Consider the following 21,708-nt stretch of genomic DNA (forward strand, 5'->3'; position numbering starts at 1 on the left):
GATGTGGTTTAACGGCAGCGGCCGCCCGCCGCGTCGCGTGCCCGACAGCAGCAAGGTTATTCGGGGTAGGGCAGTGATTCGGCGGCACGTTCGATCTGCAGCAGGCTGCGGCTGGTTGTCATGCGAGTCGATTCCTCACTGCTGAGCGCGCGCACGGTTTCGATCTGCACCTGCACGACCACTCCCTCCTCGGCGGCCAGCCGCGCGGCGGCGGCGAGGGTGTCGGGGTCGCTGACGTTGACCGCCAGAGGGGTTTTGGTGCCTGACGGGGTGAGGTATAGGCTGCCGAGGCTGCGGCGGAAACCGTCGATGGTGCCGATCGCCCATCCGCGTTCGCTGTCGTAGTTGTAGTTTTTCAGTTCGCTGCCAAGCAGCGCGGCTCCGGCCTGGGTGAAGGCGACTTCGGTAGATCCGAGGCCGCGCTGGCGTATCTGTCCGGCGATGTCCCATCCAGCTGTTCTCATTGCGGATGTGGAGCGCAGCAGGCCTCGTCGCGCTTTGATCGGTAGGTCACGCACGTCGCTGCCGACTCCGGCGGCACTGGAGCTAGCGTTGGTGAACAGCCGGGCGATTGTGCGCAGCGCCTCCGAATCGGGGCTTGAGGCGAATTGGCTTGTGCCGCCGAGTGGTACATGCTTCGCATCTCCGTCAAGTGGGGCGTCGGCGCGCAGCACAACCCGCACCGAGCCGGGACCGAGCCCGTGTATGAGAAGGTTTCGATTCAGCGCGTTCAGTTGAAGTCTCTCTCGAACGATCGCTTTGGTGGCGTCGTTGACTCCGGCGACGAAGGTTGCGAGTTTGTCCGCGCGGGTGGCATGGCCCCGCACCCCGGCGCCCTCCAAGTGCAGGTCGAGCTCGACTTGTTCAGGCGCGGTTTCTTCGGCCCAGACGCGTTCTGCGGCCGGATCACCTTGTACCGTGCCCGAATACAGCTGGCCGAGTGCGAAATCCGCGGTGTCGGGGAAATGCTCGTATTCATAGCGGATGGCGGCTCGAAGCAGGTCGTCGTCGCTGAGGCCGGAGAGGTGGCCGAGACCGGTCATTGATCGATCACCTCCACGAAGCCCTTTGTCGCACTGTCGATTATCTCACCATCGGGGCCGATCACCCGTGACCACCACCGGCGTTGCCGCTCAACGGCATATGGGTTGTCGCGGTTCACCACCAGGGCGTCGGTGAGCCCGCCCATGCAATGCAGCTTGTCTGTCTGCACAACCAGGTCACTGTGCCCGAGGGTGCCGGTGACCGAGCCGAGAGTCCACAGCGGCAGTGCGGCATCACCGTGTACCTGCTCCAACGCGTGAGCTGGCACCAGACAGGCGAAATCGCCGTCGCCGGGCGTGTCGTCTTTATAGGTGCAGAAGCCGCCGCTGAGCCAAATCGTGATCTCGTGACGATAGAACAACTGTCTGACAAGGGTGATGTGAATCCGGATCGCATCCAGAATCAAGCCACGCCGCTCGCGCGTGTGATCGGCAGCGTCATCGACGAATCGAGAGCGTACCTCGTCCAACGTCGCCCGATGGATGCCCGGCGGTAGTGTTCCGTGCTCGCCCATGCAGCGCGGAAGCATGTCTACCCCCCGTCGACGTCGATCCGCTCCTTCGTCCTGGTGCGAATGTACGCAGGCCAGGGGTCCCCGGCCGCGGCGGCCTCGTCCAGTTCGGCGTCGGTCATCTCCTCCGGCGGCTTGCCGTGCCAGGACGGAGGCATCGCGCTGGTGTTGCTCAAAATGTCCAGCGTCTCGTCGATGCAGCGCATCGCATCCTGTGCGGCGGCCACGAGTTGGCCCGTCGCGGGCTGAGCAACGTCGACCGCGCTCAACGCGGCCCCAAGCCGTTGCCGCGCATCGACGAGGTTGGTCAGGTCGCTGCGGGTCGCCACCGCGCCGGTGTCGTCGGCGATGAATGCCCGAATCAGCTCGTCGATCGCCTTGCACTGGCGGGTGTTCATGCGCTGGGCCTCAGACGGCGGCTCATACCCCACCGCACCCGGCGCCCTCACCCCAGCCGCCGCGAACGCGGTATTCTCCGACACGTCGGCCAGGTAGGCGATCGCCCGAATCGACGCATCCGAGGGCCGGGTGGCATACGTGCCCTGCCGCAGCCGGTTCAGCGTCGCGTGCGAAATGTCATGCCCGCCGTGTTGCGCCAGCTCGGCTAGCCTGCGCCCGGACGCCCCACCGTAACGTTGCGCGGCGACGTCGATCAAATCGATCAGCGATCTGCTGGTCTTACCCATAGTCAGCCCACCGCCCATTAGCTCGGTCTGTTGACGCGTCTGTATGTTCGCGCGACACCTAGTGTTCTGCCACTTGTAACGTGAGTCAAGCGCAACACACCGCATCGGCGGGCCTGCAATCGAACTACAACCCTGTAACCTGCCTCACGTGTCAGACGCCACTCGCCTTTCGGGTGGTCGCTCGGTGCTTGGAGCGGGGGCGGCTTTGCACGTCGTCACGTTCGGGCCACAGCCGTCGGCCCAGGGCCTGTTCCAGGCGGGCCAGGGAGCCGATGTCGCAGAGCACGGTGCCGGCCAGGATCCGTCCGATGGTGGTGTGGGCCACTCCGCTGGTCGCCGCGAGTGCTCGCTGGCCGGTGGCGGTCTCGGTCATGGCTGCGCGCAATGCACGCGCGAGCTGCTGCGCGGCAGGTGCCGACGGTGGCGCGTCGGGGTCCAGGTCGGCGTCCGGCCAGAACCCCCGCAAGACGTATGCGCTCGGTGGGCGGTCACCATTGCTGCGCGACACAGGCCCACGATATCCCGCCCCACCGTCGCCGCAGGCCGACGTGTCGGACCCCTCTGCTCCAATGGTGCATACACGCACCACTTGGGAAGGGGTCACCATGATGATCCAGCTGTCATCAACGGCGGCGCCGCATGCTGAGGCCCGGGGTGCAGCTGCTGCTGCCGCTGCAGTGGGGGCCGGCCATGGCTGACGGGAGCCTGGCCGCGGCGGTGCAGGCGGTGACCGGTGCGTGGATCGCCGATGGGGTGCTGGCCGCGCAGACGCTGGACAAGTTCGGTCTGCTGATCCGCCGATTCAGCCGATTCGCCGCAGTGCACGACGTCACCACCCTCGCCGCAGTCGATCACGCGCTGGTCGCGAAATTCGTTGCGGCCAAAGGCCGTACCCGCCACGGTGTCGTATCGGACGCGGCGGTGGCGACCATGCACAACCGCCGTGCGGCGCTGCGCGCGTTCTTTCGCACCGCGCGCCGGCTGCGGCTGACGCTGGACGACCCGACTATCGACATCGCCGTCCCCGCCCGACAGTCGTCCTGCCAGCGCCCACTGTCCGAGGATGAGGCCGCGCTGGTGCGGTTGTTTTCCGAACGCACCGCCCCGACTCGGCACGCCGCGACCGCGGCGTTGCTACTCGCCGGCGCGCACACCTCCGAGCTGGGACACATCACCGCCGCCGATCTGGATCCACAGGCCGCAACCGTGTGGATGCACGGCTCGAGCAAGTATCGCCCCCGCACACTGACGCTGGACCGCTGGTCGATGCGAGTGCTTTCCGAGCGCGCCGCCCACCTCACCCGCCCGCTACCCAGCCCCAAACCCTCGCCGGTGTTGTGCACCGGCGCCGGCGGAAGCGACGCACATAAGCAGGCCCGGGTGTGCGTGACCGTGCGCGAAATCCTCTCCCGCGCCGAGCTATCCGACGACTCCGGGGTGCGGCCGGCATCGCTGACCGCCTTCGCGGCGCGCCGCGAGTTCGACCGCACCGGCCGCATCGAAGACGCCGCGCGTCTCATCGGCTCACCCTCGCTGGACACCACCGCCGCCCTCATCGGCTACCACTGGCATGACCGGGCGGGCCCGTTATGAACCCCAAAGACCGGTCCCGTAAAAAGGCCGGCGCCTACGGCGCCGAACGCATCAAGCAACGCGAGCTGCGCCGGGTCGAAACGCCAATGGATCTCACGCTGCTGGAGATCGACACCATCGAGGCGATCGCCTCCCACGAGGTCATCTATCAACTCGCCGCGGTCCTGCCCGTCCACGAGCCGGGAACCCCGGGCCGGCGTCCGCACTACCCCCCATGGGTGCACGTGCTGCACAAGGCCCTAGCCGGGGTGCTGGGCTCGCACAGCAAGGCCGCCCGCGCGATGGCCCACCCCACCTACTGGCGCACCATCCGCCACCGGGCCGCCAAACATCAGCCACCAAGGGCGCCGCGGCGCCCACCACAGCGCTGGCACCACAACTACGCCCAACGGCTACTCGACGAGTACACCGACAAGCTGCTTGACACGTTTCGCCTGCTCGCGCGGCGGCTCGCGCGCGAACTCGGTTGTCTCGACCCAGACGCTGGGGTGTCCCACACCAGCCCGGCGCGCGGGCAGTACGTCGTCGGCGATGGCACCGTTGTCGCCGCACCAGTGCGCAAGGCCACCGCCGACCACTGGGCCGAACAAGGCGGACGCCACGTGCACGCCGGCATCGAAGCCCAAAACGGCGACAGCGACACCGAATTCCGCTACGGCACCAAGTTCGCCATGCTCAGTACCCGCCCCGACACCATCCGCAACAACAGGGTCATCCTCGACGTCGACGCCGTGCCAGCGGGCAAGGGCTACGGCGGTGAAGCTCGTGTCGCTCTCGACATGATCGACCGCGTCGTCGCCGACGCCGACGTACGGTGTGACGGCGTCTGCTACGACGGAGCGTTCCGCGGCAAGCACATCGACCGCGCCATGAAGCTCGGGTTGACCGTGCTCTCACCGATGCACGACAGCACCCGCGTACCCACCGCATTCGCCCGACTCGAGTGCTCGTGCGGCGACGTTCATGACCTGTGGACCGAAGATGGACGGATCTGCGAACGCCAGATCCTCGACGCCGGCGACAGACACATGCAGCCCTGCCCGGTGGCCAAGATCTACCCGCGCGGCAACGCCGACGACAGCCACCGCTGGTACATCGAGTTCGCCACCCCATCCTGCGGCACGGTGCATCGTACGCGTATCGACACCACCGACGCCGACCGCAGCTGCGGCTACAACCGCGCCGAGCACCTACGCCAGCACGTCAAGACCGACGACCGCGGCAGCGTCTACGACCGTTGCTATGGCTGGCGCGAAGACAGCGAAAGCCTCAACAACACCCTCGACCGCACCCTCTATGGCGGGCGGATGATCGCTTTTGCTGCGGTTCGCCAGTTGACCGTGATGCTCGGATTCGCTTTGGGCCGAAACGCAATAGCGGCTTACCTGCACCGCCGACGACACCCCGAAGAGCGAACCGCCTAACGCCGCCACCACGACAGCGAGGCTCACTCAGGCCGGCCACGGACGCCAGCGCGTCGCGTGGCTATCGTCGCGCCCGCTACACTCACACCCGCTACTCCCCGACGACCAGCTAATTCGCCGGGAACAACACCAGGACGCCACGAACACCGCCGAAAACCACCCCGCGCTCCCACCGGCTAGGTTTTAGTCAGGTATCCAAAGACGTCCCTTCCACGACTGTCTGAGTTGCGCATGCAGGCAGGCGCCGTTGCCCCACTGCTTCGTGCCCGGTCGCTGTCTTAGCCGCCGAATAAGAGGTAGAGCCCCACGAAGGTGTAGCCGACCATAGTGAGCATCATGGCGAGTTGACCGCTGATTTGATGCCGCACAGGGAGGACCTGCAGCGCCTTGTCGTGTGCAGCGATGACCGCCACGATGTGGCCGACGACCACGCATGCCACTTTGATGGTCCACAGCACCGAGGGGTGCTCAGAGAGCACGTACCAGACGTCGGTCCTGTCGAGACCAAACAGATGCCATCCCCGTCCCAAGGGGTCAGCGAGCCGAACCACCGTTTCCTGCCCGCGCTCGACCAGGTACGACAGATAGTGGGCGAAAATGTAGCCAACAACGATGGGGATCAGTGAGTGGGCCAGTTGTCCCGGCAACTGCTGACGCTGCTTCCGATCGACCCCACCTGTAGCCCGTGCGGCACCGCAAAATGTAACTCCTACAACCGAAACGAAGGTGAGCAGTCCTACGGTTCGCACCAACGAAGCCCCTGCGCTGTCGCTGAGTACCGGTAGCGAGGAAGCATGGCGATCGACGAAGTTCCTGAAGGTCGGTGATTGGGAGAAGCTGTCGAAGGCAGTCGACCCGAGCAGCACCGCTAGGACCGCCACTGTCCCCGGCCGGACGGGCATTGTGGGCAGGTGATCGAGGGGGTTGATCAACGAGACCCGTCCTGTACCGGCATTGCGGGCAAAAGGTGCGAGCCGAGAGACCGCAACGCTGTACACCTCGAACGGATCTGCTCGCGAGAACCACTGCGAGCCGTACACGCATGCCCCGAGACCCATGACTAGGGCGTAAATCAACAGCCAGGCTTTGATTGCCGACGTAGACCCCGGATCGGGGGCGGCTAGTTCTAGCCAGACGAACGCGAATAGCCCCAATACCGCTGGCCAAAATCCCCATAATTCTGGGTATTTTCGCCGTGGCAACGACTCCCCGTTTCCATGGCGCGCCATGCCGGCCAGACGATAAACGGTGCGTACCGGCGAGATGATTCGCCACAAAGGTCCCACGCACACCGAAATGGCGACCAACCCAACCCACAGAAGCACGTAGAACACACCGGGGAGTGGATTGCCGCTTCCTGTGGGGCCCCATACCGACGACGCGGCCACCCAGATGGTGAACAACAGTGCCGCCGTCGCCGCGGTCCAGCGCACTGCCGCGGAGTCCACGACGCGGGTCACCCATGCAGGCAGCTCATGTCCAGAATGGGCGGGGTCAAAGCGAGGTTTTCTCCATGCCAGCGCCACGATGGCGAAAGTTGCGGTCAGGGCCCAGGCCGCGCCGATCAGGGCGAATGACAGTGGCACCGGCAGATCGGTGGAGCCGCCCACGCCGTGCGCGAGCACGGTAACGCTTTGGCGCACCGTTATGGCCGGACTTCGATCGTCAAAACCGTGCGATCAAGATCGTGGAGTTCTACATCTACCCGGCCGGGAACATCGACGGTGAACTCGAACTTCTGTCCGGAACCGGCCTGGATGTCAAAGGTGTACTCCGGCACCGAATGCACGTGAAGTTGATCTGCGACGTCGCTGTCGATCATCAACACGATCGGTCGACCGGCAACAGCTTGGGCCTGGCCATTCGTCGGAGTCACGACGCCGCCGGCAATGCCAACATTGATCACGGTGCTAGCTGTGTCTTCTGCAGCTGCCGAAGCGGTGGCGGGACCCTGGCTCGACTGCGTGACCGTGGTCTCGCCGGGGGTCGGACTGCCCGTCGTCTGAGAGGCTTCCGGTGGTGCGCCGCAACCAATTACGAAGGCGCATGTCGTCGCGGCGATAGAGCTGCGGAATTTCTGTCGGCGATTGTTCATCACTGTCCTTCCGCCGCTGAGGGCGGCGCTTCCGGCACGAGTGGATCCGGCGGACGGCGGCGGTCACGACGGATGACGAAAGCAACCACGCCGGCGACCACAAATGCTGGGACGAAGGCCGGCAAGGCCATCCACAGACCCACGTCGGTGGCCATCAAAATGACCGGTGGTGCGCTCATCGTGGTCCTCGGGCGACGAGCCGGCGTGGAACCGCCCAACCGGGGCTACACCAACTGGCCCTTCCCATGGAATTGGCCTCCGCTCTGTTCGCGCCGCCAGCGCCGGTGCCATCTCGTCGGTACCGACTATCGGTCGAACTTGTCTACCACCGACTACACAGCAAAGCGATGACCTACCCGCGAGGTTTGCAGGAAAGATACGCAGTACCGCGGGTGGCCCCGGTTTGGCAGCGGTTTATCTGCCAGGGGTTCGGCGGGCAGGAGTCCACACCCACACCTCAGTTACCCAACTGAGGTGTGGCGCTCGACCGGCCGTCAGCAGGTCGAGCCGATTGATCGTCGGCGTCAGCCACGAAGTGGCACGCGCCGCTGGCACGAAAAGGCTCGGCAAGTTGCGCGAGGTAACCGACCGGGTACTTCGGCTTGGCAGCGATACCGAGATCGTCGGCGCGGAAAAGGCGGCGCGGATCGTATGAAAACGTGTGTAGCAAGTGGTCCCACATCAGGGTGAACAAGCCGAAGTTCACATCGCCGACCCCTGCCCACTTCAGATGGTGGAAGCGGTGCCCCTCATTGAGCGCCAGGACCTTTCGTAGAGGCCCAACCCGGTAGTCAGCATTGGAGTGCTGCAAAAGCAGTTGGACAGCAATGCATACCGTAAGTGCTTCGGCGACCGCCTTGGGCATACCCAGTATGAGAAGCGGCGTGGTGGCGACCGCCAACTCGAGCGCTCCGTGGAGCGGATGTTTCATCAGACCGTTGAACCCGTAGAACCGCTTGACGCTGTGATGCACAGAGTGGAACCGCCACAGCCAGCCCACCCGGTGGCTTGCCATATGTACCAGCGTTACCCCCACGTCGGTAACCACGACAGCGAGCAGCACCTGTACAGGAAAGGAAACCGCAGCCGGCCACGCAACACTGAATGGCGAGAGCACGGTCAGCACGGGAATCACCAGCACAGTCGCAAGCAGCGCTACTTCGTTGACCATCGCGTGTGCTACGTCGCGGCCGCCATCACCGACCGTGTCGTTCCACTGCTCGTTGTAGGGCAGGAGATGCTCAGCCGCGAACGACACCGCAATCGCGAACAAGATCAAACCTGCCATCCACAGCTCAGCCCACGGGGCCTGCGCCAAACCAATCGCGGCCCCGTTGACCCCCAACAGCATCAGCGGCGGATAGCCGTACCGAACAATAGATTTCACCATGCAAGCAGTGTTTCGCCCACAGCCACTATCCCGCATGTACAGATCCGTCGACTTCAGCTCGGCGCAACCCGTGCTAGCCGTAGCGGAATCCGACACGCCATACTGAGCCGCATGCAATGGTCCGGTCAGGCTGTGATCGAACCGGGTCGGCTGATCTATCGTGGCCGCTTGGGCACAGCGCATCATCACGCCCACGCGGCGGTACAGATCGCCGTGGCCACAGACGCCACTCCGCTTCTCTTCACCGATGCCCGCGGTCAGCGCGCGAGCGCCCTAGCTGGAATCATTCCCGCTGGTACGGCGCACGCCCTCGATGCCGCAGACACAACCGGCCTGATGGTGTATCTAGAACCCACCACCTCCGTTGGGCGCTCAGTGAGCGCGCTCGTCGACAAGCAGACGCGCGCGTCCTGCTCGTCCTGGACCACCGCCGCTGCAACGCTGAGCCCGAATAGTGCTGTTCAAGAACATCTTTCGGGCGCCGCCGACGCCGTGTTGCGAACACTGCTCGGCCATACCCGCACCAGCGCGGCCCCGGATGAGTTCGTTCACCCCGGTGTGCAGCAGGTTGTCGCACTCATCCCACAACTGATCACCGGACCGATACGACTCACTGGAATGGCCGCTGCCGTGTACCTGTCCCCCGACCGGTTGGGCCGTCTGTTCGCCCGCGATGTCGGATTGTCGCTTTCGGCCTATGTGCGGTGGGCTCGGTTAATCCGCACGATGGAGGTAGCACGGAACGGTGGCACGATCACCGATGCAGCTCACGCGGCCGGGTTCAGCGACAGCTCGCATGCCAACAGGGCCTTCCATGAGATGTTCGGTATCGCTCCCATCAGCGCTTTCCGCGGTGTCAAGCTGCAATGACAGGCAGGCGTGGCGCTCTGCTGACCCTCGCCGTTCGCCTTCAGGCGGGTTCAACCTCGTGGCCTTGATCTGGCTCGTGTTTGCGAAGATGGACTGGTGACCGGACCGAACGCTCTGCCCCACGAGCAGTCCGAGCCCGCGCCCCTACCGAATCTGGGTTCCCGCGCCGCGGCAGCGCTGGTGGTCATTTCGTCGGCCGCAGTGTTGGTGGTCGAGATCACCGCCCTGCGACTGCTGGCCCCCTACCTCGGCCTCACACTGGAAACCAGCACTCTCGTCATCGGAATCGCGCTCGCAGCAATAGCTCTCGGATCCTGGGCAGGCGGACGCATGTCCGACCGCACTGACCCGCGCCAGCTCATAGGACCCGCGCTCGGCGCATCTGGTGCCGTCGTCGCGCTCACTCCCGCAGTGCTGCGCATGGCGGCGGAGTGGGCGCCGCCACTGCTACTCATTGTGGCGGCGATGACCATCCTGATTCCGGGCGCCCTGCTGTCCGCGGTGACACCGATGGTGACGAAGCTGCGCCTGACCACGCTGGATCAGACCGGAACGGTCGTCGGACAGCTTTCCGGACTCGGCACTGTGGGCGCTATCGCCGGCACAGTGCTCACTGGGTTTGTCCTGATTTCGCGGTTGCCGGTCAGTGCCATCCTGATCGGACTCGGGTCGTTATTGGTTCTGGGCGCAGTCGTCGTCGAGTGGCGAATGCGCCGCCGCAACCGCGCCAGGACTGCCGGGCTCGCGCTGGTCCTCATCGTCGGCGGTCTCGCCGACTACGTCGCTCCCGGAGGCTGCGATGCGGAAACCCAATATCACTGCTTGCGAGTGGTGGCCGACCCCGAACGCGACACTGGCCGAACTCTGGTCTTAGACGGGTTGAATCACTCCTACATCGATCTCGATGACCCGACTTACCTGCAATTCATGTATGTACGCGGGCTTGCCTCGGTGGTCGATGCCGCGTTCCCTGCGGGTGAGCCGCTGACGGCCTACCACCTCGGAGGCGGCGGGCTCACCTTTCCGCGGTATCTCGCAGCCACCCGGCCCGGGACGCGCAGCCTTGTCTCTGAGATCGACGGGGGCGTGGCGCGCGCCGACCGCGACGAGCTCGGCCTGAAATCCGATACTGGCATCGATGTCCGCGTCGAAGACGGCAGACTCGGAGTCGGCCGGCTTGCTGCAGGAGGCCAAGACCTGATTGTCGGAGACGCCTTCGGAGGCGTCAGCGTGCCGTGGCATCTCACCACCGCCGAGGCGATCGCTGATGTGCGCACGGCACTCAACACCACAGGGATATACGTCGCCAACCTCATCGACTATGGCGAGTTGTCTTTCCTGCGCGCCGAAATCGCCACCCTCAGTCAAGCCTTTGATCACATCCTGCTGGCTGGCGAACCCCGCGACCTCGGTCTGGATCTGACGGCCGCACCCGATGGCGGCAACTTTGTCGTCGCCGCCTCCCATCGAGCCCTGGACTCCGACGCGATCCAAACGGGTCTCGACGCTCGAGAAACGCCATGGAAAGTCATGCAAGGAGAAGCTCTGCGCCAGTGGGTGGGCGACGCCACACCGCTCTCCGACAACTACGCCCCCGTCGACCAGCTTCTCGAACCGTCCCGCACGCGAAGCACCGGTTAGCAACCTCCACCGACCGCCCACCGCCCGCACAGTTCAAAAAATGAGGCCGCCGACGCCGGTGAAAAGGACGCGACGTCGACGGCGGGTCGCCGCGATGGCCACCAACCCGCCGCCCATACATCGCCATTAACCGGTTATCATCGCCAGATGACGATGAATAAGGAGAGTGCCTGTCTGTTCGGCAGCGGCGGCTCAGGAAACACTTCGAGTGTCGATGCTGCGGTGGCGTTGTTTCGCAGTCTCTCCGATACGGCCCGGCTGGCCATCGTCCGCCGCCTGTCGGACGGTGAGGCACGGGTGGTAGATCTGACCGGCGAGCTGGGCTTAGCCCAATCCACGGTCTCAGCCCATGTCGCCTGCCTGCGGGACTGCGGCCTGGTGATCGGACGTCCCGAAGGTCGACAGATGTTCTACTCACTGGCCCGACCCGAAGTCATGGACCTGTTGGCCTCAGCAGAGACGCTGCTAACAGCGACAGGGAACACCGTTGTGTTGTGCCCCCAGTACGGAACCGATAGCGCCGTTGTGATCGATACGCGCATCGACCAAAAAAACGATGCGCCGACCCGAGGAGAAGGCACCGCTGCCACGGACGCACCGGCATGATCCTGTCGTCAGTTTTGCCGGCCATCGGCCTGTTCATTGTCACCAATATCGACGACATCATCGTGCTCTCGCTGTTCTTCGCCCGCGGCGCTGGGCACCGCGGCACCACGGTCCGGATTACCGCTGGGCAGTATCTGGGCTTTGCGGGCATTCTGGGTGCGGCCGTCCTGGTGACACTGGGTGCCGGTGCGTTTCTTCCCGCACAGGTCATCCCGTACTTCGGCCTGATCCCCCTGGCCCTAGGTCTACGGGGGGCATGGCAGGCGTGGCGTGGCAACGGTGACGACGATGATGATGCGAGCGCCACAGGCAGAAGCGTCGGCGTGTGGACCGTCGCTGCAGTCACTTTCGCCAATGGCGGTGACAATATCGGCGTCTATGTCCCTGTCTTCCTCAGCGTGGGGCCTGCTGCGGTCGTTGCCTACTGCGTCGTGTTCCTCGTACTCGTCGCTGTCCTCGTCGTTGCCGCCAGGTACGTCGCCACCCGCCGGCCGATCGCCGAAGTCCTCGAACGCTGGGAACACATACTCTTTCCGATCGTCCTGATTGGTCTTGGCATCGTCATCCTGGCTAGCGGTCTCGTCTCCTGAAAGCTCAATGGCTTCGCTCGCTCGGCAGAATGCCACACAACGCTCGTCGTACTGGACGCGAACCCCGAGGGCGCCGCCTGAACCTTGCTTTCCGCAGAGGAGCGCTCCCGCATTTGCGAGTCAAAAGGTCATGGCCCTAAGAGGATTCGCGACAGCTCGGTGGTCGTTTCGACACCGTCGTCGTAGCCGCCCTCACCATCGAGGCCGTTCATGATGGCCAGGGTGTAGCGCTGGCCCGGGCCGGCGAAGCCCACGGAGTTGACCACCCACCCGCCCTGCTCCTGCGACCAGCCGTTCTTGTTGCCGGGACTCATCGCGGCCCCGGCGCCCCACACCCCCCACTGCTGCGAGCTGTCCACCCGCTGCATCTCGGCCACCACTGCCGCCGCGTTGGCCGGCGTGAGACCGGTGAGCACATAGTTCATCAGGGCGTCGAAGTCATCGGCGGTGCCCTTCTGAAAGCCCCAGTACGGGTAGACGTCGCCGAACCCGCGTTGCGGTTGCACGCTTGTCATCCCGTACCGAACGAAGTTCGCGTTGAACACATTGCTGGTCCCGCCGTACCGCGACCACAGCGAATCGGCCGCATCATTGTCCGAATTGCGCAGCATCGCAGCCATCTGTTCCCGGTCAGCCGCGGTCAGACGCAGCGTGCCGACCTGTTCGCGGCTCAGCAGGTCAGCCACCATCGCCAGTTTGATCGTCGATGCGGTCCAGATCGGCGTCCCGGCCGCGGCATTGCGGTAGCGCGCGCCGGTAACCCGGTCACGCAGCACGAACCCGACCGTTCCCGGACGGGTGGCCACGTATTTCTCGGCGGCCGCGATGCGCTGTTGCAGCCCGCACTGCGGGTCCGCAGCACTGCAGCTTGCCGAGGCCGACGGTACTGCGATCATCCACGACCACAGCATCGCAGCGCCGACCAGGAGGCGAAGCCCTCGGCGCACAGGTGTTTTCATGTGTTTCAGCTCTAACAGGGCCCGTAAACCGTCGGCCGCATGACATGGCCGTGTGTCGCACTTCGTCATCAAGGTGTGTTCTGTAGCGCGTCCTCGACGGCGGTACGCAGATCCTCGGCACGACGCAGGGCAATCTGCTGGCCGTTGACGAAGAAAGTGGGTGTGCCCATCACACCGAGCTTTTCTCCGTCCTGCTGGTCAACGCGGATGCGTTCCAGCGTCGCCGGATCGTTGTAGGCCGCGTCGAACGCCGCCATGTCCAGGTTGAGGTCGGTGGCGAAACCGCGGAAGACGTCATCAGCCGGCACGCGCTGCTCGCCCCACTCCGATTGTGTCTCGTACATTTTCCGGTACATCGCTTCGAGTTGACCCTGTTGTGCAGCGGCCTCCACGGCGCGTGCGGCACGCTCACCGTTGAAATGCCCCGACAACGGGAAGTACCGGATCACGAACTCGACACGATCGCCGTACTGGTTGCGCAATTCCTCTACCAGGGGGTACGCGGCGCGGCACCCTTCGCACTCGAAATCCAGGAACTCGACGAGAGTCACCTTTGGATCCGGCAGGTCGTTGAGCCGGTGGCTGCTGTCGCGCACAACCTGTACCCCGCCGGCATCGGCGGTGGGCGCTGCTTCACTGCGGTTAGCATCGTCACCCTTGCTACCGCTGTTCATGAGCAAGACCACGCCAACCGCCAGGATGGTGATGACGGCCAAAGCGGTCAGCCAGGCACGGCCAGCGCGCGTTGTCAGCAACAGTTCACTCCCTAGGTGGCGCTAAAGCGGCATGGTTCCCCGCTGACGTGCATATACGTAGCAACTACGTAGGATGGTAGCGCAACGGATTCTCGGCGACGGACAGGACGGCTTTGATGGGGCGGGCGATTTCCACGATACGCATGCGAGGCACTGCGCTCACCACGCTATTCGCGCTCCTCACGCTGGTGGCGCTGGTCTTGGGTTTGAGCGCCTGCAGCTCGCCGCAAGGCACCCCGCAGGCGCAGCCGATCGAGAAGGGCACGCCATACAGCGACCTGCTCGTCCCTAAATTGCAGGCTTCGGTCACCGACGGCGACATCGGGGTCACGGTCGAGGAACCAGTGACGGTGAGTGTCGAGGCCGGCGTGCTCGGCGAGGTGACCCTGGTGAATGCGCAGGGACGGGTCGTCGCGGGCGAGCTGAGCACCGACGGCGTTTCTTGGCGTTCGGCCGAGCCGCTGGGCTACAACAAGGAATACACACTGAACGCCGATGCCTATGGATTGGGCGGGGTGACCCACACCAGTGCCACCTTCGAGACGCACTCCCCGCAGAACCTGACGATGCCCTACGTCATGCCCGATGACGGTGCCGTGGTCGGCGTGGGCCAGCCCATCTCGGTGACCTTCGACGAGCCCATTCCTAACCGCCTCGCCGCCCAACGCGCGGTCACCGTGACCACCACTCCTGCGGTGGAGGGCGCATTCTATTGGCTCAGTGGTCGTGAGATGCGTTGGCGGCCCGCCGAGTATTGGAAGCCGGGCACCACGGTGGAGGTACAGGTGAAGACCTACGGGGTGGATCTGGGCGACGGTCTGTTCGGACAGGACGATGTCACCAGCCGATTCACCATCGGCGATGAGGTCATCGCCACCGCCGATGACGCCACCAAGACCCTGACCGTGCGTGTCAACGGTGAAGTGGCCAAGACGATGCCGATCTCGATGGGCAAGGATTCCTCACCCACCGACAACGGCACCTATATCGTCGCCGAGCGCCTTGCGGACATGGTGATGGATTCGTCGACCTACGGCGTGCCGGTGAACTCACCCGACGGGTACCGCACCGAGGTCAAGTGGGCCACCCGGATGTCCTACAGCGGGATCTTCGTCCATGCGGCTCCCTGGTCGGTGGGCAGTCAGGGGCGGACGAACGTCAGCCACGGCTGCCTCAACGCCAGCACCGAGAACGCGAAGTGGTTCTACGACAACACCAAACGCGGGGACATCGTCGACGTGATCAACACCGTCGGGCCCACGCTGCCCGGCACCGACGGTCTCGGCGACTGGAACATCCCCTGGGAGCAGTGGAAGGCGGGTAACGCCGCAGCTTAGCGCTACCGCGAATCGACCTGACGTAGCGCTTTGCGCATCTGCGCGGATTCGTCGGCGGACATTTGCGCGAAGAGTGAGGCGAAGACCGCGTCCGGATCCCCCCCGGCTTCCAACGCTGCCCGCATGAGATTCGCGGAGCGCTCCTCGCGAGTCATGGTCGCCCAGTAGCGGTATGCCTTGTGTTCGCGGTCGCGTCGGACCCAGCCTTTGCGGTGCAGATTGTCGAGGGTGGAAAGTACCGTGGTATAGGCAATTTGGCGTGTTGTGGACAGTTCCTCGAACACTGTACGCACCGTGACGCCCTCCACACTGGCCCACACACGGTCCATCACCGTGGCTTCCAACTCGCCCAATCCCCCAAGCTGCACGCTGATCGTCCCCTAGAGCTGCGGCCTAGTAGCGCCGTGCGTTGTAGATGGGCGCCGACGATATCGGCGCTACCTTCACCGGCGTGCCGTAGGTGGACGCGTGCACCATGTTGCCCTCGCCAATGTAGATGCCGGCATGAGAAGCATCTTCGTAGAAGGTCACGATATCGCCGGGCTGCAACGCGTTAATCGCCACGTCCTGGCCACCTGCTGCGAGAGCCTGACTGGAACGCGGAAGCGATTTACCTTCTTGCAGGAAAGCCCATTTGATCAATCCGGAGCAGTCGAACGCTGCCGGCCCGGTGGCGCCCCAGGAGTACGGAGAGCCGATGCGGCTCATGGCTGCCTGCACCGCCACGGTTGCGCCGCCGGGAGACGCTGGCGGTTGGGCCGCCTCGGGCATCGCAAGGATTGCCGGATCAGGCCCAGGGGCGGGGGGCGCGGCAACAGGCCCAGGGTCGGCCAGCACGACTCGCTGTTGTGGAGTCAGGGCCTGGTATTGGGCCTCCACTGAGGTGATCTTTTCTTTGAGGCGACTCTGTTGAGCCTGCACATCGGCCCGGACCGCGGCCGCCTCAGCGGCAGCCGCGCGCGCTTGCACAGCCGACGCTTCTGATGCCCGTACAGCAGCATCTGAGCGCAGGATCGCATTGCGGTGAGCGGTCATTCGGTCCCTCATCTGGCCGGCCATCAGAGACTTCAGAGCGAGGTCATCGATCATCCGTTGCGGCGACGGCGCGACGAGAATTGCCCCTAGAGTGCTTGTAGATCCGGCCATGTAGGCGGCCGCAGCCACTTCATCGACCGCGGCCTGATAGCCCGCCAGCTCGCCTTGGGCGGCACTGGCGGCCGCCAGATCGACACGGTGGCGCTCTTGGGCTGCGCGGTGCGCGGCGGTCTTCGATTCCAGGTCGATCTCGGCGGTGTACATCTGCTCGGTCAGCCGTTCAGCCTCCCGCGAGAGCTCGTTCATACGCGCAAGCGCGTCGGCTGCGGGGTCAGCGCTGACCAAACTTGCGCCGGCGAGCATCACCGCGGCCACCAGGGCAGACACGACCACCCGAAACCAGATGGTACGAGACGCCGGCTGCGCGTAGCTGTACCGCACGTCGACTCCTCCTTGAAAGTCTTAGAATATACGTATTTACTACGTAGATCACAGGAAGGTTACGGAAGTTTGGCCCACCTGTCCACGCGTGGCGGTCAACACCCACCCGAGGGCCTCGCGGAGCACTTCGACACTAGAGCGTCCTGGCAGGATCAACGTTATAGCGACACGATGGGCGGCTGTCACGCCACCGCGGGGAGACGCAGTTGGCGAGCCGCCGACTCTATGCCATAGTACGTACTTAATACGTAGACCATGAAGTCGGCCATGCCGTGAGGAACACCATGACAACCGGAACTGCCATCACGGCGAAGGTTCACTCACTGAACCGACCCAACATGGTCGCCGTCGGCACCATCGTGTGGCTGTCGAGTGAACTGATGTTCTTCGCTGGACTGTTCGCGATGTACTTCACTGCGCGTGCGCAAGCCGACGCGTGGCCGCCAGAGCCGACAGAACTCAATCTGGCGCTCGCCGTGCCGGTGACGGTGGTATTGATCGCGTCATCATTCACCTGCCAGATGGGGGTCTTCGCGGCCGAGCGCGGCGATGTCTTCGGTCTGCGCAGGTGGTACGCCGTCACGTTGTTGATGGGGCTGTTCTTCGTTTTGGGCCAAGGCTACGAGTACGTGAAACTTGTCGGCGAGGGAACGACTATCTCCGGCAGCGCCTACGGGTCGGTCTTTTACTTGGCGACCGGTTTTCATGGGCTCCATGTGATCGGTGGACTGGTCGCCTTCGCGATGTTGTTGGCGCGCACTAAAATGAGTAAGTTCACCCCCGCCCAAGCAACAGCAGCGATCGTCGTCTCGTATTACTGGCACTTCGTGGACATCGTCTGGATCGCATTGTTTGCCGTGATCTATTTCGTGCGATGATGCCGCGCTCGGCTGCGATGCCTGTCGTGATCGTCGCCGCAACCGTCCTTCTCTTCGCCGCGCTGTCGGTGCCGATTCACGCCGACGCAACGACGTCGCCCGCGCCCTCTCCGACGATCACCACCCCGACGACTCATAGCTACGACGATTCCCACACCGACCAGCAAGCGCCCGGATCGAATCCCGCCTTCTGGATTCTTGGCGCCGCGGCGATCTGCCTGGTGGTCATCGCGACGATCATGTTGCGCGCGGGCCGGCCGGCTCGAACTCATCTTGATCGCGGTGCGCACCCGCCTGATCAGCGGCCCACGTAAACGACTCCGGACGTGGGTTTTACGGACGCCTAGCCGGCCGGCCACCATGACCTACTGCCTTACTACGTATATACTGGGGTTTGCGGCCGCTCGCCCAGCCATGTGTGGCGCGATAGCGGTCGCCATAGACAAAGGATGTGCGCCGGTGGCCCCTCTCACACGACTTCTGTTGACCGCGTTCGTGGCGTTCACAGCGATCATCGGCGCTGGTGTCTACCTGTCAGTACGGGACGCGTCCACGACGACCGCTCAGGAAGAGGTCGTAGATGCCGGACAACTTGTTCGAGAGAACAGCCGTCGCCTCAACACAGCTCCCGGAAGTGACGTCAACTTCGTTGAGTTCCTGGACTTCGAATGTGAAGCGTGCCGCGCCGCGTTCCCCCTTGTGGAGCAGCTGCGAACCGAGTACGCAGACCGAGTCAACTTCGTCGTCCGATACTTTCCGATCCAATCGCATTTCAATGCCGAACGCGCAGCACGTGCCGTCGAAGCTGCCGCTCAGCAGGGCAAGTTCGAACCGATGTACAAGAAGATGTTCGAGACGCAGAGCCAGTGGGGTGAACAGCAGGTGCCGGCGGACGCGACCTTCCGCGGATTCGCCGTTGAACTCGGCATCGACATGCTGGCCTTTGATGCCGCCTACAACGATCCAGCCACCGTTGACCGCATCAATGTCGATGTCGCCGACGGGGAAGCATTGGGTGTCAAGGGCACTCCGAGCATTTTCCTCGGCGGTCAGCAACTGGACTTCCGAACGTATGAAGATCTGTCCGCGGCGGTCGATCAAGCGTTGGCCCAATAGCGAGAGAGCGACGAAGTCAGTGCATTCCACGCGTAGACCATTCACCGCGATCATCGCAGCCGGGTCAGCGGTCATCGCGATAGCGACGAGCGCGACTGCCTCTGCTGAGCCGATGGACCCGACCCCACCCACTGTCCCGGGTGAGCCGTTCGCGATGCCGACGCCTGTCGGTGAAGCATCCGCGGGCCAGAATCCGGCGCCCTACATCGGGGAGCCGGTATTCGCGCCACCGACATTCAACCCAGTCAACGGCTCGCTGGTCGGTGTCGCCAAACCCATCGTCATCAACTTTCAGCGCCCGATCGCCAACCGCCCGCTGGCCGAACAGGCGGTGCACATCTCATCCAACCCCCCGGTGCCCGGCAAGTTCTACTGGATGAGCGATACCCAACTGCGCTGGCGGCCTCTGGACTTCTGGCCAGCCAACACCGTGGTCACTGTCGACGCCAGTGGCACGAGATCGAGTTTCCGCACCGGCGATGCACTGGTGGCGACCATCGACGATGCCACTCACCAGATGGAGGTCATGCGCAACGGCGAGCTCGTGAAAACCATTCCGGTGTCCTTGGGTAAGCCCGGATACGAGACCCCCAATGGCACTTATTACGTCCTGGAGAAGTTCGCCGACATGGTCATGGACTCCTCCACGTATGGCGTCCCGATCGATTCCCCAGAGGGTTACCGGCTCAAGGTCAAGGACGCGGTGCGAATCAACAACGCCGGGATCTTCGTCCACGGCGCCCCCTGGTCCGTCGCCGATCAGGGCAAGCGCAACGTCAGTCACGGCTGCCCGAACCTCAGCCCCGCGGACGCCCAGTGGTTCTTCGACAATTTCGGTAGTGGAGATCCGGTGGTCGTGAAGAACTCCGTCGGTACATACACCGAGAATGACGGCGCTCAGGATTGGCAGATCTGACAGGTTCAGGCGGACGACTCCGCTCTTGGAACTGGCGTAGGCACGTCGTCGAACAGAACCGATACGACACTCCCCCACGAGAAATCGTCAACTCGGCAGTGAGTGCACCGACGTGCATCCGGCATATCGGGTCGACATGATCTTGGTGACTGGCACCCATATCGAGCACGAAGACCTCTACCGGCGAAGTTATATTGCGCAGGCGCAGTGGACCCAACGATGTTGATTCAACACCGCCGGAGGATCGTAGCTCCTTCGCGGCAGCGTGGTCCATGACGATCTGGCCTGGTTCGGCTATGGCCGCAAGTCTGGCCGCGGTGTTGACCGTCGCGCCGAAGATGTCGCCGTGGCGCTTGATCACCGAGCCGACACCAAATCCCGCCCGCAGCAGCGGAAAACCATCGATCCTGCGGGACGCGTCAGTGAGTCGTTGCAGGAACGCCACAGCCGCTGGGGCATCCGGGCTGGTGACCATCACGGCGTCACCAATAGTCTTGATCAGTTCGTCATCGGGCCCGAGCACCGCTTCAGACATTTCGGCGAAGTTGCCCGCCAGTCCTGCGGCGCGATGATCGCCGTGAACTTCGGTGTAGGCAGTGAAACCTGACATGTCCACGAATGTGACGACGGTATGGACGTCGGTGTGCTCGAAATCGCTTGCCACGCTGGACATGATTGTGACTACCTCACGTGCGGGTTATTCAACGGCGCCAGCGGGCGTATCGGTGTTGCGAGCAGTCGGAGCGCGTTGACCACAACGATGAGCGTCGACCCTTCGTGAATGAGTACCGCCGGGCCGATTCCCAGGCCCAGCACTGTCGCTGGAATCAGCAGCGCGACGATTCCCAGGCTCGCCCAAAGGTTCTGCTTGATGATGCGCGAGGAGCGCCTGCTGAGATCCACCGCGAACGGCAGCGCTGTGAGGTCATCGGCCATCAGAGCAACGTCGGCGGTCTCCAGGGCGACATCGGAGCCTGCCGCTCCCATCGCGATGCCGACGCTCGCGCTGGCCATCGCGGGAGCGTCGTTGACGCCGTCTCCGACCATGCCGACCCGGCCGTGGCGCAGTCGAAGCGCCGCGATCTCGGACACCTTGTCCTCGGGCATCAGGTCGCCGCGGGCGAACCCGACGCCCACTTGGGCCGCGACGGCATCAGCCACGCGCTGGTTGTCGCCCGACAGCATCACGGTGTCATCGATGCCGAGCTCTGCGAGCTGTGCGATCACGGCTGCGGCCTCGGGACGTGGCACATCCATCAGTCCGATAGCGCCCAACCAGTGCTCGCCCGCGCGCACCAGCATGGTGGTGCGGCCCGACTGTTCCAGGAAGTCGACGTCTGCGGCCAGCTGACTCGGCGGGTGTTGGCCGGCTTCGGTGAACAGTTCGCGCTTGCCGATGCGGACCTCGACGCCGTCAACCGACGCTGAGATACCGCGACCGATCAGCGCACGGACGTTGGTCGCCTTCGGCACTGCCGCACCTGAAAGCCGTGCACGACCGTCGCGGACAATGGCACGCGCCAGTGGGTGATCACTCTGCTCTTCGACCGCCACCGCGATGCTGAGCAGTTCTTCGTCGCCGCCGCTTGTCGTCGCGATGACGTCTGCGATCTGCGGGCGGCCCTCGGTCAACGTGCCGGTCTTGTCGAAGGCCAGTACCTTCACCCTGCCGAGTTCTTCGAGCGCGGCGCCGCCCTTCACCAGGACTCCGGCCTTGGCCGCGCGTGCCACCGACGACAACACCGCCTTCCGCGTCAGAGATCGGTAACCAGGACTCGGTTTTAATTCTCCGCATTTTTGCTGGTTCGATCACCGGACCGG

26 protein-coding genes are annotated in these 21,708 nt (G+C 64.1%); 12 read left to right on the plus strand and 14 right to left on the minus strand.

Annotated elements, in window-relative coordinates:
• Positions 1 to 56: 56 nt before the first annotated feature.
• The 4 genes from AWB94_RS15950 to AWB94_RS15965 all read right to left on the minus strand — a co-directional run bounded on the left by AWB94_RS15950 (position 57) and on the right by AWB94_RS15965 (position 2,749).
• Positions 57 to 1,043 carry a hypothetical protein gene (locus AWB94_RS15950; RefSeq protein WP_023363483.1) on the minus strand — a complete coding sequence of 329 codons (987 nt, stop codon included), beginning with the start codon at positions 1,041 to 1,043 and terminating at the stop codon, positions 57 to 59.
• Positions 1,040 to 1,558, minus strand: coding sequence for a DUF6932 family protein (locus AWB94_RS15955; protein WP_023363485.1), 519 nt, complete (start codon positions 1,556 to 1,558; stop codon positions 1,040 to 1,042). The genes AWB94_RS15950 and AWB94_RS15955 overlap by 4 nt, the downstream gene beginning before the upstream one ends.
• Positions 1,559 to 1,575: 17 nt before the next feature.
• Positions 1,576 to 2,211: a hypothetical protein gene (locus AWB94_RS35825; RefSeq protein WP_234811751.1), complete on the minus strand. Its 636-nt coding sequence runs from the start codon at positions 2,209 to 2,211 to the stop codon at positions 1,576 to 1,578.
• 181 nt (positions 2,212 to 2,392) lie between these two features.
• Positions 2,393 to 2,749 (minus strand): helix-turn-helix domain-containing protein, encoded by a 357-nt coding sequence (locus tag AWB94_RS15965; protein WP_023363488.1) that lies wholly within the window; start codon positions 2,747 to 2,749, stop codon positions 2,393 to 2,395.
• Positions 2,750 to 2,880: 131 nt separating this feature from the next.
• On the opposite strand from AWB94_RS15965, the gene AWB94_RS15970 reads away from it, so the two are divergent.
• Positions 2,881 to 3,834 (plus strand): site-specific integrase, encoded by a 954-nt coding sequence (locus AWB94_RS15970; protein WP_225332378.1) that lies wholly within the window; start codon positions 2,881 to 2,883, stop codon positions 3,832 to 3,834.
• Positions 3,831 to 5,258, plus strand: coding sequence for a hypothetical protein (locus tag AWB94_RS35830; RefSeq protein ID WP_023363492.1), 1,428 nt, complete (start codon positions 3,831 to 3,833; stop codon positions 5,256 to 5,258). The genes AWB94_RS15970 and AWB94_RS35830 overlap by 4 nt, the downstream gene beginning before the upstream one ends.
• A 278-nt stretch (positions 5,259 to 5,536) precedes the next feature.
• On the opposite strand, the gene AWB94_RS15985 is transcribed toward AWB94_RS35830, so the two are convergent.
• From AWB94_RS15985 to AWB94_RS15995, 4 genes are all read right to left on the minus strand, one after another.
• Positions 5,537 to 6,907 (minus strand): hypothetical protein, encoded by a 1,371-nt coding sequence (locus AWB94_RS15985; protein WP_084395209.1) that lies wholly within the window; start codon positions 6,905 to 6,907, stop codon positions 5,537 to 5,539.
• A complete protein-coding gene (locus tag AWB94_RS15990) occupies positions 6,904 to 7,353 on the minus strand; it encodes a hypothetical protein (protein ID WP_062657364.1) in 450 nt (149 codons plus the stop codon). Before AWB94_RS15990 ends, AWB94_RS15985 begins: the two co-directional genes overlap by 4 nt.
• Entirely contained in the window at positions 7,353 to 7,532 is a 180-nt protein-coding gene (locus AWB94_RS34645) for a hypothetical protein (RefSeq protein WP_131805313.1), read from the minus strand. The genes AWB94_RS15990 and AWB94_RS34645 overlap by 1 nt, the downstream gene beginning before the upstream one ends.
• Before the next feature lie 278 nt (positions 7,533 to 7,810).
• A complete protein-coding gene (locus AWB94_RS15995; protein ID WP_062657363.1) occupies positions 7,811 to 8,743 on the minus strand; it encodes a sterol desaturase family protein in 933 nt (310 codons plus the stop codon).
• A gap of 111 nt (positions 8,744 to 8,854) precedes the next feature.
• Between AWB94_RS15995 and AWB94_RS16000 the strand changes: the two genes are divergently transcribed.
• The 4 genes from AWB94_RS16000 to AWB94_RS16015 all read left to right on the plus strand — a co-directional run bounded on the left by AWB94_RS16000 (position 8,855) and on the right by AWB94_RS16015 (position 12,450).
• Positions 8,855 to 9,613: an AraC family transcriptional regulator gene (locus AWB94_RS16000; RefSeq protein WP_062657362.1), complete on the plus strand. Its 759-nt coding sequence runs from the start codon at positions 8,855 to 8,857 to the stop codon at positions 9,611 to 9,613.
• Between the two features lie 96 nt (positions 9,614 to 9,709).
• Positions 9,710 to 11,254, plus strand: coding sequence for a fused MFS/spermidine synthase (locus tag AWB94_RS16005; protein WP_062657361.1), 1,545 nt, complete (start codon positions 9,710 to 9,712; stop codon positions 11,252 to 11,254).
• Between the two features lie 147 nt (positions 11,255 to 11,401).
• On the plus strand, positions 11,402 to 11,860 hold the full coding sequence (locus AWB94_RS16010; RefSeq protein WP_062657360.1) for an ArsR/SmtB family transcription factor: 459 nt from the start codon (positions 11,402 to 11,404) through the stop codon (positions 11,858 to 11,860).
• Complete coding sequence (locus AWB94_RS16015; RefSeq protein WP_062657359.1) at positions 11,857 to 12,450, plus strand: cadmium resistance transporter; 594 nt, start codon at positions 11,857 to 11,859, stop codon at positions 12,448 to 12,450. The genes AWB94_RS16010 and AWB94_RS16015 overlap by 4 nt, the downstream gene beginning before the upstream one ends.
• A gap of 128 nt (positions 12,451 to 12,578) precedes the next feature.
• On the opposite strand, the gene AWB94_RS16020 is transcribed toward AWB94_RS16015, so the two are convergent.
• Positions 12,579 to 13,346, minus strand: coding sequence for a serine hydrolase (locus AWB94_RS16020; protein ID WP_062657369.1), 768 nt, complete (start codon positions 13,344 to 13,346; stop codon positions 12,579 to 12,581).
• A 131-nt stretch (positions 13,347 to 13,477) separates the two neighbouring features.
• Positions 13,478 to 14,083: a DsbA family protein gene (locus AWB94_RS16025; protein WP_084395210.1), complete on the minus strand. Its 606-nt coding sequence runs from the start codon at positions 14,081 to 14,083 to the stop codon at positions 13,478 to 13,480.
• 224 nt (positions 14,084 to 14,307) lie between these two features.
• On the opposite strand from AWB94_RS16025, the gene AWB94_RS16030 reads away from it, so the two are divergent.
• Positions 14,308 to 15,501 carry a L,D-transpeptidase gene (locus tag AWB94_RS16030; protein ID WP_062657358.1) on the plus strand — a complete coding sequence of 398 codons (1,194 nt, stop codon included), beginning with the start codon at positions 14,308 to 14,310 and terminating at the stop codon, positions 15,499 to 15,501.
• 2 nt (positions 15,502 to 15,503) lie between these two features.
• On the opposite strand, the gene AWB94_RS16035 is transcribed toward AWB94_RS16030, so the two are convergent.
• Positions 15,504 to 15,869 carry a BlaI/MecI/CopY family transcriptional regulator gene (locus AWB94_RS16035; RefSeq protein ID WP_062657357.1) on the minus strand — a complete coding sequence of 122 codons (366 nt, stop codon included), beginning with the start codon at positions 15,867 to 15,869 and terminating at the stop codon, positions 15,504 to 15,506.
• A gap of 25 nt (positions 15,870 to 15,894) precedes the next feature.
• A complete protein-coding gene (gene ripC, locus AWB94_RS16040) occupies positions 15,895 to 16,977 on the minus strand; it encodes a peptidoglycan hydrolase RipC (protein ID WP_409365974.1) in 1,083 nt (360 codons plus the stop codon).
• Between the two features lie 284 nt (positions 16,978 to 17,261).
• Here ripC and ctaE point away from each other — a divergent pair, with 284 nt between their 5' ends.
• The 4 genes from ctaE (at position 17,262) to AWB94_RS16060 (ending at position 19,887) form a co-directional block, all read left to right on the plus strand.
• A complete protein-coding gene (ctaE, locus tag AWB94_RS16045) occupies positions 17,262 to 17,855 on the plus strand; it encodes an aa3-type cytochrome oxidase subunit III (RefSeq protein WP_062657356.1) in 594 nt (197 codons plus the stop codon).
• A 17-nt stretch (positions 17,856 to 17,872) separates the two neighbouring features.
• The gene (locus tag AWB94_RS16050; protein WP_234811754.1) at positions 17,873 to 18,169 is read left to right on the plus strand and encodes a hypothetical protein; all 297 of its coding nucleotides are present in this window, start codon (positions 17,873 to 17,875) and stop codon (positions 18,167 to 18,169) included.
• A gap of 145 nt (positions 18,170 to 18,314) precedes the next feature.
• Positions 18,315 to 18,971, plus strand: a complete 657-nt coding sequence (locus AWB94_RS16055) for a DsbA family protein (protein WP_062657354.1) — start codon at positions 18,315 to 18,317, stop codon at positions 18,969 to 18,971.
• Entirely contained in the window at positions 18,928 to 19,887 is a 960-nt protein-coding gene (locus AWB94_RS16060) for a L,D-transpeptidase (RefSeq protein ID WP_084395207.1), read from the plus strand. Before AWB94_RS16055 ends, AWB94_RS16060 begins: the two co-directional genes overlap by 44 nt.
• Here the strand turns inward: AWB94_RS16060 and AWB94_RS35835 are convergent.
• Entirely contained in the window at positions 19,769 to 20,248 is a 480-nt protein-coding gene (locus AWB94_RS35835) for a YHS domain-containing protein (protein ID WP_234811756.1), read from the minus strand. The two genes, AWB94_RS16060 and AWB94_RS35835, sit on opposite strands and share 119 nt — an antisense overlap.
• On the opposite strand from AWB94_RS35835, the gene AWB94_RS35840 reads away from it, so the two are divergent.
• The gene (locus AWB94_RS35840; RefSeq protein WP_062657352.1) at positions 20,153 to 20,494 is read left to right on the plus strand and encodes a hypothetical protein; all 342 of its coding nucleotides are present in this window, start codon (positions 20,153 to 20,155) and stop codon (positions 20,492 to 20,494) included. The two genes, AWB94_RS35835 and AWB94_RS35840, sit on opposite strands and share 96 nt — an antisense overlap.
• 74 nt (positions 20,495 to 20,568) lie before the next feature.
• Here the strand turns inward: AWB94_RS35840 and AWB94_RS16070 are convergent, their stop codons facing one another.
• A complete protein-coding gene (locus AWB94_RS16070) occupies positions 20,569 to 21,630 on the minus strand; it encodes an HAD-IC family P-type ATPase (protein WP_337349933.1) in 1,062 nt (353 codons plus the stop codon).
• Positions 21,631 to 21,708 lie beyond the last annotated feature (78 nt).

Source organism: Mycolicibacterium canariasense, assembly GCF_002101555.1.
Classification (GTDB): Bacteria; Actinomycetota; Actinomycetes; order Mycobacteriales; family Mycobacteriaceae; genus Mycobacterium; species Mycobacterium canariasense.

What these genes read in the sequence shown, in the direction of transcription:
- AWB94_RS16060 (WP_084395207.1), top strand. Translation starts at nt 18,928, where the DNA reads ATGAAGATCTGTCCGCGGCGGTCGATCAAGCGTTGGCCCAATAGCGAG.
- AWB94_RS15990 (WP_062657364.1), bottom strand. Translation starts at nt 7,353, where the DNA reads ATGAACAATCGCCGACAGAAATTCCGCAGCTCTATCGCCGCGACGACA.
- AWB94_RS16025 (WP_084395210.1), bottom strand. Translation starts at nt 14,083, where the DNA reads ATGAACAGCGGTAGCAAGGGTGACGATGCTAACCGCAGTGAAGCAGCG.
- AWB94_RS15950 (WP_023363483.1), bottom strand. Translation starts at nt 1,043, where the DNA reads ATGACCGGTCTCGGCCACCTCTCCGGCCTCAGCGACGACGACCTGCTT.
- AWB94_RS34645 (WP_131805313.1), bottom strand. Translation starts at nt 7,532, where the DNA reads ATGAGCGCACCACCGGTCATTTTGATGGCCACCGACGTGGGTCTGTGG.
- AWB94_RS16000 (WP_062657362.1), top strand. Translation starts at nt 8,855, where the DNA reads ATGCAATGGTCCGGTCAGGCTGTGATCGAACCGGGTCGGCTGATCTAT.
- ctaE (WP_062657356.1), top strand. Translation starts at nt 17,262, where the DNA reads ATGACAACCGGAACTGCCATCACGGCGAAGGTTCACTCACTGAACCGA.
- AWB94_RS15955 (WP_023363485.1), bottom strand. Translation starts at nt 1,558, where the DNA reads ATGGGCGAGCACGGAACACTACCGCCGGGCATCCATCGGGCGACGTTG.
- AWB94_RS16050 (WP_234811754.1), top strand. Translation starts at nt 17,873, where the DNA reads ATGCCTGTCGTGATCGTCGCCGCAACCGTCCTTCTCTTCGCCGCGCTG.
- AWB94_RS16015 (WP_062657359.1), top strand. Translation starts at nt 11,857, where the DNA reads ATGATCCTGTCGTCAGTTTTGCCGGCCATCGGCCTGTTCATTGTCACC.
- AWB94_RS15995 (WP_062657363.1), bottom strand. Translation starts at nt 8,743, where the DNA reads ATGGTGAAATCTATTGTTCGGTACGGCTATCCGCCGCTGATGCTGTTG.
- AWB94_RS35830 (WP_023363492.1), top strand. Translation starts at nt 3,831, where the DNA reads ATGAACCCCAAAGACCGGTCCCGTAAAAAGGCCGGCGCCTACGGCGCC.
- AWB94_RS16030 (WP_062657358.1), top strand. Translation starts at nt 14,308, where the DNA reads ATGCGAGGCACTGCGCTCACCACGCTATTCGCGCTCCTCACGCTGGTG.
- AWB94_RS16020 (WP_062657369.1), bottom strand. Translation starts at nt 13,346, where the DNA reads ATGATCGCAGTACCGTCGGCCTCGGCAAGCTGCAGTGCTGCGGACCCG.
- AWB94_RS15970 (WP_225332378.1), top strand. Translation starts at nt 2,881, where the DNA reads ATGCTGAGGCCCGGGGTGCAGCTGCTGCTGCCGCTGCAGTGGGGGCCG.
- AWB94_RS16010 (WP_062657360.1), top strand. Translation starts at nt 11,402, where the DNA reads ATGACGATGAATAAGGAGAGTGCCTGTCTGTTCGGCAGCGGCGGCTCA.